At 55.3% G+C, this 11,110-nt stretch carries 15 protein-coding genes; 13 read left to right on the forward strand and 2 right to left on the reverse strand.

What is annotated here, in order from left to right; all coding sequences use genetic code 11:
• The 3 genes from ACEQU8_RS13220 to ACEQU8_RS13230 all read left to right on the forward strand — a co-directional run.
• A partial coding sequence (locus tag ACEQU8_RS13220; RefSeq protein WP_370264225.1) for an HAD family hydrolase occupies window positions 1-250 on the forward strand: 250 nt, incomplete at its 5' end.
• Between the two features lie 5 nt (window positions 251-255).
• Window positions 256-633, forward strand: coding sequence for a Rieske (2Fe-2S) protein (locus ACEQU8_RS13225; RefSeq protein WP_370264226.1), 378 nt, complete (start codon window positions 256-258; stop codon window positions 631-633).
• Between the two features lie 2 nt (window positions 634-635).
• On the forward strand, window positions 636-1,616 hold the full coding sequence (locus tag ACEQU8_RS13230; protein ID WP_370264227.1) for a S49 family peptidase: 981 nt from the start codon (window positions 636-638) through the stop codon (window positions 1,614-1,616).
• Here the strand turns inward: ACEQU8_RS13230 and ACEQU8_RS13235 are convergent.
• Window positions 1,613-2,311 carry an SAM-dependent methyltransferase gene (locus tag ACEQU8_RS13235; RefSeq protein ID WP_370264229.1) on the reverse strand — a complete coding sequence of 233 codons (699 nt, stop codon included), beginning with the start codon at window positions 2,309-2,311 and terminating at the stop codon, window positions 1,613-1,615. The genes ACEQU8_RS13230 and ACEQU8_RS13235 overlap by 4 nt on opposite strands.
• Window positions 2,312-2,314: 3 nt before the next feature.
• Window positions 2,315-2,896: a Maf family nucleotide pyrophosphatase gene (locus ACEQU8_RS13240; RefSeq protein ID WP_370264230.1), complete on the reverse strand. Its 582-nt coding sequence runs from the start codon at window positions 2,894-2,896 to the stop codon at window positions 2,315-2,317.
• Window positions 2,897-2,973: 77 nt separating this feature from the next.
• Between ACEQU8_RS13240 and ACEQU8_RS13245 the strand changes: the two genes are divergently transcribed.
• The 10 genes from ACEQU8_RS13245 to ACEQU8_RS13290 all read left to right on the forward strand — a co-directional run bounded on the left by ACEQU8_RS13245 (window position 2,974) and on the right by ACEQU8_RS13290 (window position 10,969).
• Window positions 2,974-3,537, forward strand: a complete 564-nt coding sequence (locus ACEQU8_RS13245; protein WP_370264231.1) for a YceD family protein — start codon at window positions 2,974-2,976, stop codon at window positions 3,535-3,537.
• Between the two features lie 23 nt (window positions 3,538-3,560).
• The gene (gene rpmF / locus ACEQU8_RS13250) at window positions 3,561-3,743 is read left to right on the forward strand and encodes a 50S ribosomal protein L32 (protein WP_008249122.1); all 183 of its coding nucleotides are present in this window, start codon (window positions 3,561-3,563) and stop codon (window positions 3,741-3,743) included.
• Between the two features lie 64 nt (window positions 3,744-3,807).
• The gene (plsX, locus tag ACEQU8_RS13255) at window positions 3,808-4,884 is read left to right on the forward strand and encodes a phosphate acyltransferase PlsX (protein ID WP_370264233.1); all 1,077 of its coding nucleotides are present in this window, start codon (window positions 3,808-3,810) and stop codon (window positions 4,882-4,884) included.
• A complete protein-coding gene (locus ACEQU8_RS13260) occupies window positions 4,884-5,861 on the forward strand; it encodes a beta-ketoacyl-ACP synthase III (protein ID WP_370264235.1) in 978 nt (325 codons plus the stop codon). The genes plsX and ACEQU8_RS13260 overlap by 1 nt, the downstream gene beginning before the upstream one ends.
• Before the next feature lie 39 nt (window positions 5,862-5,900).
• Complete coding sequence (gene fabD, locus ACEQU8_RS13265; RefSeq protein ID WP_370264236.1) at window positions 5,901-6,845, forward strand: ACP S-malonyltransferase; 945 nt, start codon at window positions 5,901-5,903, stop codon at window positions 6,843-6,845.
• A gap of 55 nt (window positions 6,846-6,900) precedes the next feature.
• Window positions 6,901-7,647, forward strand: a complete 747-nt coding sequence (gene fabG / locus ACEQU8_RS13270) for a 3-oxoacyl-ACP reductase FabG (protein WP_370264242.1) — start codon at window positions 6,901-6,903, stop codon at window positions 7,645-7,647.
• A gap of 79 nt (window positions 7,648-7,726) precedes the next feature.
• Window positions 7,727-7,966: an acyl carrier protein gene (gene acpP / locus ACEQU8_RS13275; protein WP_370264237.1), complete on the forward strand. Its 240-nt coding sequence runs from the start codon at window positions 7,727-7,729 to the stop codon at window positions 7,964-7,966.
• A gap of 85 nt (window positions 7,967-8,051) precedes the next feature.
• Window positions 8,052-9,290 (forward strand): beta-ketoacyl-ACP synthase II, encoded by a 1,239-nt coding sequence (gene fabF / locus ACEQU8_RS13280; RefSeq protein ID WP_370264238.1) that lies wholly within the window; start codon window positions 8,052-8,054, stop codon window positions 9,288-9,290.
• Window positions 9,291-9,697: 407 nt separating this feature from the next.
• Window positions 9,698-10,300, forward strand: a complete 603-nt coding sequence (rpoE, locus tag ACEQU8_RS13285; RefSeq protein ID WP_370264240.1) for an RNA polymerase sigma factor RpoE — start codon at window positions 9,698-9,700, stop codon at window positions 10,298-10,300.
• Window positions 10,301-10,312: 12 nt separating this feature from the next.
• Window positions 10,313-10,969 (forward strand): sigma-E factor negative regulatory protein, encoded by a 657-nt coding sequence (locus ACEQU8_RS13290; protein ID WP_370264241.1) that lies wholly within the window; start codon window positions 10,313-10,315, stop codon window positions 10,967-10,969.
• Window positions 10,970-11,110: the final 141 nt, after the last annotated feature.

The raw sequence follows: 11,110 nt of genomic DNA on the forward strand, positions 1-11,110 counted from the left end.
CCACAGCAAGCCGCATCCTCAAATGCTGTTTGAGTTGATGGACGACTTTGGTACGGCACCCGCCGAGGTGGTCATGATTGGAGACACCACTCATGATCTGAATATGGCGCAGGCTGCTGGCGTGGATGCGTTGAGCGTTCAAAGCGGAGCCCATCCGCCTCGGTTGTTGAACCAAGTGCCCCATCTGAAGTCATTTCGTTCGATCAACGAGTTGGCTCCGTGGCTCATTCAAACTTTACAAGGCAAGTAAACGCAATGTCTGAAGTGCAAGTATGTAAATCCGATGACGTTTTGGAAGGCGGGGTTGGTTACCGCTTCAAGGTGCTCTACAACGGCGAAGAGGCGTCGGCCTTTGTGGTGCGAGTGGATAACGAGGTCAAAAGCTTTCTAAACCGCTGCTCGCATGTGCCAGTTGAATTGGACTGGAATTACGGTGAGTTTTTGGACGATTCCGGTCGCATCATTGTGTGCGCCACCCATGGCGCAAGTTACGATGCCACCGATGGCAATTGCTTGGGCGGGCCCTGCGACGGATCCCCCTTGGTTCGGCTGCAAGTGAACGAGCGCGAAGGTGCTATATATTGGACGCCATCAGGAGTGTTAAGCATTCCTCCGGAAGGCATTGAGGATTAACCATGAGCGACAACAATTCCCAGGTGACTGCACCTAAAACCAGCCAGCCTGAGGGCTGGGAGCGCAAACTGATTGAACAGTTGGCCACTGAATCCCTCAAAGAGCAGCGCCGAAAGCGTCGCTGGGGCATCTTTTTCAAGCTGTTGGGCTTCGGGTATGTTGGTTTTCTGATTGCCTCGGTGATGGGCTATGCCACTGCACCGGGCTTGGAAGTGACTCGCCATACTGCTTTGGTCGATCTCGATGGTGTGATCGCGAGTGACACCTTGGCCAGCGCCGATCGAATCAACAGCAGCCTGCGCGCGGCCTTTGAAAGTTCAGAATCTGTCGGGGTTATTTTGCGAATCAACAGCCCTGGCGGCAGCCCGGTACAAGCCGGGCTGATCAACGATGAAATTGAGCGCCTGCGCAAACAATACCCCAACAAACCGCTTTATGCCGTGGTTGAAGAGGTGTGTGCCTCGGGTGGGTATTACGTGGCTGCAGCTGCCGACAAAATCTATGTTGATAAGGCAAGCTTGGTGGGGTCCATCGGGGTCATCATGAACGGGTTTGGATTCACAGAGGCCATGAAAAAGCTCGGCGTAGAGCGTCGCTTGATCACGGCCGGTGAAAACAAAGGGTTTCTCGACCCCTTCAGCGAGCAGGACCCGTTCCAAACCGAGTTTGCTCGTCAAATGGCCGAAGAAATACACCAGCAATTCATCGCCGAAGTTAAAGCTGGGCGCGGCGAGCGTTTAAAACCAAACCCCGAATTGTTCTCTGGGTTGGTGTGGACCGGTGCAAAAAGCGTTGAGTTAGGTCTGGCCGATGGGCTGGGCTCCATTGACTCCGTGGCGCGCGATGTGTTGAATGCCGAAAAAATTCTGGACTACACCGAACAAGAGTCGTTTGCTGAGCGCTTTGCCAAGCGAGTTGGCGTGGTGTTTGGCCACGGTGTTCGCAGCGTGTTTCCGGAATTGTCCTCGCGCTGGTCGTTTTAATCGGCTGCCAGCCACAAAAACAGGCAGGGCTGTTTGCCCGGCGCCTCGGGTTTTTTGCGCCACTGAGCCACGGTTTGGCTTTTGATGGTTTGGCCGGGGCCGGTGAGGTCCCAGGCCAGGCAGAGCAGGGTGCTTGGGTGCAGCACCTTGCACAACGCGTCTAAAAGACGGTCATTCCTGAAAGGTGTCTCTATGGCCAGCTGGGTGCAATTTTGCTGGCGAGACTCCTTTTCGCTGTTGCGTATCCATGCATCGCGCGCCGCAGCGTCCACAGGTGGATAGCCGTTGAATTTGAATTGCTGGCCATTCATGCCGCTGGCCATTAGCGCCAACAGCAGGCTGCTGGGGCCCACAAGAGGATGCACGGGGCAGCCCAGCTCGTGCGCCTTTCTGACCCATTGTGCGCCTGGGTCGGCTACACCGGGGCATCCCGCGTCGCTCATCAACGCAATGGGTTCACCCGCTGCTGCACGCCCAAGCAGGGCAAACATCTCCGGGGCTTGCACCTGGGCCATTTCGTGCAGTTCAAGTTCTCGAATTGGCACTGGCATGTTGATGAGTCCCAATGCGGCGCGGGCAGGCTTTGCGTTTTCAACCACCCATGTGCGGCAGCTTTGCACCAAGGGCAGGTCTTGTTGCAAAACAGGCAGGCAAGGGCCGATTTGGCTTAAAGGGCTGGGCACCAAAATCAGCATGGTTCAGGGCAACTTGAAGTCAAGTTGGCGAAGGGCGTGAGCGAGTTCAATGAGCGGCAGCCCGATCAAGGCCGTGGGGTCGGTGGACTCGATCCGCTTCAGCAATGAAATCCCTAGCCCTTCGCTCTTGGCCGAGCCCGCGCAATCGTAGGGCTCTTCGGCAAGCAGATAGCGTTCGATTTCAGCGGCATCCAGATCGCGAAACTCCACGGCAGTCGGCACGGTAAAATCGATGGTGTCTGTACTGCCCGGCTTGCAAATGCACACCGCGGTGTGAAACATCACGGTTTTTCCGCTCATGCTGCGTAGTTGGGCCCGGGCTTTGTCGTGGGTGCCCGGCTTGCTCACGGCCACACCGTCAACGTCGGCCACTTGATCCGAGCCAATCACCACCGCATCCGGGTGCAGCTCTGCTATGGCGATGGCCTTGGCCTTGGCCAGGCGCTCGCAGGTTTGCAGGGGGGTTTCTCCGGGCTTGGCGGATTCATCCACCTGGGGTGAGTCGCATCGAAAATTCAAGCGAAGGCGGGACAGAAGCTCTCGTCGGTACTTTGAGCTGGAGGCCAGTATGAGTGGATGGGTCATGTGTAAGTGCGGGCAATAACTTTGACAGAATCTGGGTTTGCGCGTATTATCGCGCGTTTCCTGCTTTTCTTAATTGCATGCGGCACAAAGCCTCTCAAAAAGAATGGGACGAGTTTGATGCCTGGGCCTTTTGCAGGCTGGGTGGTGTGGTGCGTCACTCCGACGTGGGGTTTGAATTTCCCCGCTTGCGCGAAGACCCGACCATACTCAGTTTCGAGGTGCAGCACTGGGAAGTATCCGGGCACATGAATGCCAAGGGCGAGAGCGTGCTAAAGCTGCAGGGGCAATTCAATGCCGATTTTGCTTGCGTGGCTTGTGGCCTGGGTGTGCCCGACTCCATTCCGTTTACGCGGTTTTTGATTTTGAAAAAATCTGAAGCCGAGGCGGATGCCTACGACGATGAGGCACTGGATGAAGACACCGATGTGGTGGCGTGCCCAGGTGCGATACAATTAAGAGATTTTCTGGAAGACGAATTACTGCTGGCGTGCCCCATGTTTCCAAGGCACGACCATTGCCGGCCTCAACAAGAGGCCGACACCTCGGCGGGCGAGGCTGCAAACCCGAACGAATCGGCGCCCACTGAGGTGCAGCGCCCCTTCGCCAACCTGGGCGATTTGCTCAAAGCTGGCAAAAAATAACACTTTAAACATGGAGTTTTAACATGGCTGTTCAACAGAACAAAAAATCGCCTTCCAAGCGCGGTATGCACCGTTCGCACCAAAACCTGACAGCGCCAACCTTGTCGGCTGATTCTTCTTCCGGTGAAACCCACCTGCGCCACCACATTAGCCCCAACGGCATGTATCGTGGTAAAAAAGTTGTAAAGACCAAAGCTGACGAGTAATTCACATCGCACAAACTAGGCAACTGCAGTCTGTTGCCATGAAAACCAAAAGGCGTGAAATCGGATGGTTCGCATAGCAATTGATTGCATGGGTGGGGATCACGGATTGTCGATCACCATCCCGGCTTGTTTGCGTTTTTTGAAGTTGCACCCCGAGGTGCAGCTTGTTTTGGTGGGCAAGCAGGCCGAAATCGAGGCAGCCCTGTCCAAAAAGAAGGCCCTTGAGCACCCCCAAATCACCATTCGCCATGCCAGCGAAGTGGTCGAAATGGATGAGCCGCCCGCGCAGGCCCTTCGCAACAAAAAAGACTCGTCCATCCGCGTGTGTGCCAATCTTGTCAAAGAGGAATTGGCCAGCGCGTTCGTGAGCGCCGGCAACACCGGGGCGCTGATGGCGATTTCCCGGTTTGTGCTCAAAACCCTCGACAGCATTGATCGCCCTGCGATTGCTTCGGCTTTGCCCAACCAAAAAGGCAAAGGCACGTTGATGCTAGACCTTGGTGCCAACGTTGATTGCGAGCCCACGCATCTTTTCCAGTTCGCGGTCATGGGTTCTGCTTTCGTCAAGGGCACTGAGGGCATCGAAAAGCCAACGGTGGGTCTTCTCAATATTGGTGAAGAAGTGATCAAAGGCAACGAAGTGGTCAAAAAGGCCGCGGAGTTGCTTCGTGCCAGCGAACTAAACTTCTACGGCAACGTTGAGGGCAATGACATCTACAAAGGCACCACTGATGTGGTGGTGTGTGATGGTTTTGTGGGCAACGTCGCCCTCAAAACTTCCGAAGGCCTGGCGCAAATGCTGGGCGACATTATAAAAACAGAATTCAAAAGAGGCCTGTGGCCCAAGGTGGCCGCGGTGTTTGCCGCGCCCGTGTTGCTTCGATTCAAAAAACGAGTGGATCACCGCCGATACAACGGGGCAGCATTGCTTGGGTTAAAAGGGATTGTGATCAAAAGCCACGGTTCTGCCGATGCTTATGCCTTCTACCATGCGATCAAACGGGCTTACGACGCTGCCAATGCCAATTTGTTGGACAGCATTCGCATCACCATGTCGCATTACGTTCCACTTGGCGGCCCAACGGCTGCCACAGAAAGCGCATCATCGCAGGCTGAGGCCAAACCAAATCAAGTGATTTAATGGCTCAATACAGCTCCATCCTTGGCACAGGCGCCTGCCTGCCAAGGCGTGCCGTGTCCAACCAAGAGCTCACCGACTTTTTGGCGGCGCAGGGGGTAGAAACCAGCGCCGACTGGATCGAAACGCGCACGGGTATTAAGCAGCGTTATTTCTGCGACCCTGACGAAACCAACACAACGCTGGCCAGCGCGGCGGCATTGCAGGCGCTGAAAATCGCAGGCCGCAAGGCCGAACAGGTTGATTTGATTGTGTTGGCCACGTCCACCCCAGATCAAATATTTCCTTCCACGGCTTGCCTGGTTCAAGCTGGCATTGGGGCGCACCATGCGGTGGCTTTCGATGTTCAGGCGGTTTGCAGTGGCTTTGTATACGCGCTCACCGTGGCCGATGCCATGATGCGTGCGGGCCAGGCCAACAACGCCTTGGTGATCGGGTCCGATGTATTTAGCCGTCTAATGGACTGGCAAGACCGCACCACCTGTGTGTTATTTGGTGATGGTGCCGGGGCGGTGTACCTGGAAAAATCGACTGAGCCAGGCATTTTGGGCTGTCGCCTGCATTCCGATGGTCGCCTTGGGCACATTTTGAATGCCAAAGGCCGAATGGAAGGCGGGAAAATCCAGGGAGATCCTTTTTTGCGAATGGACGGTCAATCGGTGTTCCGGCAGGCTGTTTCTGTATTGGGTGAAAGTGCCTTGGCATTATTTCAAAGCCTGGATTTCCAACTCGGTGAGCTCGATTTTTTGGTACCCCACCAAGCCAATGTGCGAATTTTGCAAGCGGTGGCCAAAAAGCTAAAACTGAGCGAAGACCGTGTGGTGGTCACTGTAGACCAGCATGGAAATACGTCTGCAGCATCAGTGCCATTGGCTTTGAACCACGCCCTTGAGCAAAAACTGATCAAAAAGGGCGACAACGTGCTGTTGCAGGGCGTTGGAGGGGGCTTTACCTGGGGCAGCGTGCTTGTTCGCATGTAGAATAGCGCAAACAAAAAATTAGATGAAATCCTCAAAAGCATGACGAACAAAATTGCATTCTTGTTTCCTGGGCAAGGCTCACAGGCTGTGGGCATGCTGAACGCGTTCAAGAACAGCGCTGCAACAGCCGATTTGTATAACACCATGGCCACGGAGGCTGAGCAGGCCTTGGGGCAAAACCTTGCCGCTCTTATTGAGCAAGGTCCTGCAGAATCATTGAACCTTACTGCGAACACACAGCCAGCCATGCTCATGGCCGATATTTTGGTGTACCGGGCCTGGCTTGCCGCGGGTGGCTCGCAGCCTGCCCTGGTGGCGGGCCATTCTCTGGGCGAATACGCTGCCTTGGTGGCTGCTGGCGTATTGCGGTTTTCCGATGCCGTGGGTTTGGTTCGTGTGCGCGCTCAAGCCATGCAAGAGGCCGTGCCCGTGGGGCAGGGTGGCATGGCCGCCATTCTGGGGCTCTCTGACGAGCAAGTGCAACAGGCTTGCTCGCAGGCCAATGTGGGGGGCGAAGTGGCTGAGGCGGTCAACTTCAATGCACCCAGCCAGGTGGTTATTGCAGGATCGGCTGCGGGAGTAAAGGCGGCTTGTGAGCTTGCCAAGGCTTTGGGTGCCAAGCGTGCCCTGGAGTTACCTGTATCGGCCCCGTTCCACTCAAGCCTCATGAAACCCGCCGCCGTCAAGCTTGGCTTGGCTTTGCAGCAAGCTCGGTTTGAATCCCCCTCCATCCCGGTATACAACAACATCGATGTGGCCACAGAAACTGATCCCGACCGCATCCGTGAGGCTTTGGTGCGCCAGGCTTATGGCCCGGTGCGCTGGGTAGAGACCATTGAAGCCATGAGCAAAGCTGGCGCCACCTTGTTTGTCGAATGTGGCCCGGGCAAGGTGTTGGCTGGGTTGGTAAAACGCATCACCGACGTGCCTGTGATCAATATTTTTGACCCGGACAGCATTCAGGCCAATTTGGCTGCCAGCTAAAACAGGCCGCCACACGTAAAAGTAATCGCAGAGACTGGGGAATATTCGAATGACGATGTTCAGCTTGACCAACAAAGTGGCTTTGGTAACCGGCGCCAGCCGTGGCATAGGCCGCGGCATTGCGCTGGCCTTGGCCAGAGCTGGCGCCACGGTGATTGGCACGGCCACGTCCGAGTCTGGCGCAAGTAGCATTCGGGAGGCTTTCGCTGCCGAGGGGCTAAAAGGCGATGGCGAGGTGCTCAATGTGACCGATGCGGTTCAATGTGAGGCATTGTTTTCTAAAATCGCCGAACAGCACGGATCTTTGGCTATTTTGGTTAATAACGCCGGCATTACCAAAGATCAGCTTGCCATGCGCATGAAGGACGAAGATTGGGAATCCGTGATTTCCACCAATCTGACCTCGGTTTTCAAGTTGTCCAAGCTGGCCATGAAGCCCATGATGAAAGCCCGCACTGGGCGAATCATCAACATCACTTCGGTGGTGGGGACCAGCGGCAACGCGGGTCAAGCCAATTATGCAGCTGCGAAGGCCGGTGTTGGCGGCATGACAAAAGCGCTCGCACGTGAGTTGGGTAGCCGCAATATCACGGTAAACTGTGTGGCGCCCGGATTCATTCAAACCGATATGACTGATGCCCTGAACGAAAGTCAGGTGGATCAGCTTAAGCAACAAATTCCGCTTGGGCGGCTCGGGCAGGTGGACGATATCGCAGCGGCGGTGTTGTACCTGGCCAGCGATCAGGCGGGGTATGTAACTGGCACCACATTGCACGTCAACGGTGGAATGTGGATGGGGTAAAGGCAGGGCGTACAATATGATCTGTCATAAAGCTTTGCTACACTCTTTCGATTTTATTTAAACCCACGGAGGCTCCGTAATGGAAAACATTGAACAGCGCGTTAAAAAGATTGTTGCCGAACAACTCGGCGTAAAAGAAGAGGAAATCAAGAACGAGTCCTCTTTCGTGGATGATCTTGGCGCTGATTCCTTGGACACAGTAGAGTTGGTCATGGCCCTCGAAGAAGAATTTGAAACCGAAATTCCCGACGAAGAAGCCGAAAAGATCACCACTGTTCAGCAAGCAATCGATTACGTAAAGGCCAATTCCAAGGCCTGATGACGGAATAATCGCTTTGGACTGGTGCCGTTTGTCGGCGCCGGTCCAGCTTTTCTCTGTCAGTTTTTAGTCATAGGGAGGGCTTGTGAGCCGCAGACGAGTTGTTGTTACCGGTTTGGGCATCGTGAGCCCGGTGGGTAATTCTGTTGATGAGGCCTGGGCCAACCTGACTGCAGGGCGCTCTGGCATTGCGACCATTACCCGATTTGACACCGAAGCGCTTAGCGTCAAAATCGCTGGCGAAGTAAAAGGCTTCGACTTGTCGCAGTACATTCCTGGTAAAGAAGCCGCCCGCATGGATACTTTCATGCATTATGGCTTGGCCGCTGCCATTCAGGCTTTCAAAGATTCCGGCCTTGAGGTCAATGAGCAAAACGCCGAGCGAATGGGCGTGAGCATTGGCTCGGGCATTGGCGGTTTGCCCATGATTGAGGACACGCACAGCGACCTCATCAACAAAGGTTACCGCCGTATTTCTCCGTTTTTTGTGCCGGGCAGCATCATCAACATGATTTCCGGCCACATGTCCATTTTGTACGGTTTAAAGGGCCCCAACATTGCCATGGTCACTGCGTGCACCACCGGCACACATTCCATCGGCGAAGCAGCGCGCATCATCGAATATGGCGATGCCGACGTTATGATTGCCGGCGGTGCAGAGTCGACCGTGTCGCCTTTGGGCATTGGTGGTTTTGCGGCCATGCGAGCCTTGTCTACACGAAACGACGATCCAGCCGCCGCCAGCCGCCCTTGGGACAAAGACCGCGACGGTTTTGTACTGGGTGAAGGTGCTGGTGTGCTGGTGCTTGAAGAGTATGAACACGCCAAAAAGCGGGGCGCGCGCATTTACGGCGAGGTTGCGGGCTACGGCATGAGTGCCGACGCCAGTCACATGACCGCGCCTTGCGCCGACGGCGATGGCGCCGCGCGTTGCATGAAGGCCGCGTTAAAAAATGCTGGCATGAACCCCGAGGACGTGGGTTACCTCAATGCTCACGGTACTTCCACCCCATTGGGTGACGTGGCCGAAACCATGGCAGTTAAGCGTGCTTTGGGTGATCATGCTTTCAAAACAGTAGTTAATTCCACCAAAAGCATGACAGGTCACCTCTTGGGTGCCGCCGGTGGCATCGAGGCTGTTTTTACTGCTTTGGCGGTGCATCACCAGGTCTCGCCACCCACCATCAACCTCCATGAGGCTGGTGAAGGGTGTGATCTCGATTATTGCGCCAATACGGCCCGCGAGCTGCCGATTAAGCTGGCTTTGTCCAATTCGTTTGGATTTGGCGGCACCAACGGCACGTTGGCCATCGCACGGGTGTAACGAGGCCATTTTGCAAGCCAATATGTTGGGGATGCTTCCTGAAGAGTTCACTGTTCCGGTGGTTCGGGTGCATTCCTGGCTGGCGGTGTTTCGTCGTTCTCAGGTTCTGGGGCTTCGCTGCTTGGCCAGCGAGCCTGGCGCCACGCGAAGCCTGTTTTCTCCCAGCCAGTTTTTGCACTTACCAGTTGCAGCCGAGCACGGTCAGCCTGTGGACTGTCTTCAGGCTTGGTGCACACCGCTGGGCACTCTGTTGCTTTTGAAACCCAAGCACAGTGCCGGGGGCCGTTCCTGGTGGTTTGCCCGCAAGGGGTGTTCAAGCCACGAAAGCCTGGTGCTTTTTTTGCGTTCCTCGGCGCACCGCAGCAAATCCAGTCAACCTGGCCTTTTGCAAGAGCTTTGGAGGAAGCATGTCCTCCGATAAAGACGAAGACCTCCTGATCGTGCAGCGTGTTCAGGCTGGCGACAAGCGCGCATTCAATTTGCTTGTCAACAAATACCACCGGCGAGTATCGCGCCTGTTAACCCGCATGGTGAAAAGCCAGGAAGACATTGAAGATGTTGTCCAGGAAACCTTCATCAAGGCTTACCGGGCCATCGGCAACTTCAGGGGAGATAGCGCTTTCTACACCTGGATTTACCGCATTGCGATCAACACGGCAAAAAATCTGTTGGTTACGCAGGGGCGTCGCCCAACCACGCTCAAAGAGTCCCCGGGTGACGACAATGAAACTTTTGAAGACAATGCTGCTCTTAGTAACATTGACACGCCCGAGTCATTATTTCAGACCAAGCAGATCGGCGAGGCGGTCAATGAGGCCATGATGGCGCTGCCCGAAGAACTTCGCGCAGCCATTGTGATGCGAGAAATCGACGGCTTGAGTTACGAAGAAATTGCAGCAGCAATGGATTGCCCAATAGGCACCGTGAGATCCCGAATATTCAGGGCGCGCGAAGCCATTGCAGCACGTATCAAGCCCCTGCTTGAGCCCAAAGGCAGCAAGCGCTGGTAAATGGTGACCGATATGACAGAACGTAAAGAGCAACTATCTGCAATGCTGGATGGCGAGTTGGGTGAGACCCAGTTGGCGTCGGTGTTGAAATCGCTTGGGCAGGACGATGTGAGTACCTACGCGTCCTATGCCTTGGTGGGGGATTTGCTGCGGTCGTCCGAACTGCTTACTTTGCACAAAATGCCACTGGTGGACCGCATCGAAGCTGCGCTGGATCTGGAGCCCACTGTTCTTGCTCCTGTTTTGGCGACCGAAATAACGCGCCAAAACCGGATTGCGCAGGCTTTGCGAATGGGGCGCTCGCGCCGCTTTGTGGCCGCCGTTGCCGCGATTGGGTTCTTCAGCTTTGCGCTTAATCAGGCTGTGCCCCCTCAGCATGGTCAGCTCCAAATGGTTCGCACCACGCCGGTGGTCGAGAGCAACTTCAGCGATGAAGAATTGGCCCTGTGGCAAGAGTATTTCATGGCGCACCAGCAAAACAGCGTACGAAGTGGCTTGGCCGGTGTCTCGCCCATTGCTCGAGTGGAGGCCGATCGCCCGTCGATGCAGCACACAGTCCGGGTAAACGTGGACGAACTTGAGGCCACCGAGTGGATGAACGTGTGGGATTCTGGCGCGTACAGCAATAACCCGGCGGTTCAGTTCAACTACGTGTCATCTGGTCGGTAAACCATGAGCAGGTCGTTTTTGAGCAGCAAGTCGATCAAGGTTGTTTTTGGGGCCTGGCTGGCCATGTCTGCGGCGGCTGTGCAGGCCAAGGACAACTTGTGGGATCTGGTTTGGCAAAGTCACGACCAAGCCAAGAGCATG

This window comes from Limnobacter sp. (assembly GCF_964228395.1).
In the GTDB taxonomy this organism is placed as follows: domain Bacteria; phylum Pseudomonadota; class Gammaproteobacteria; order Burkholderiales; family Burkholderiaceae_B; genus Limnobacter.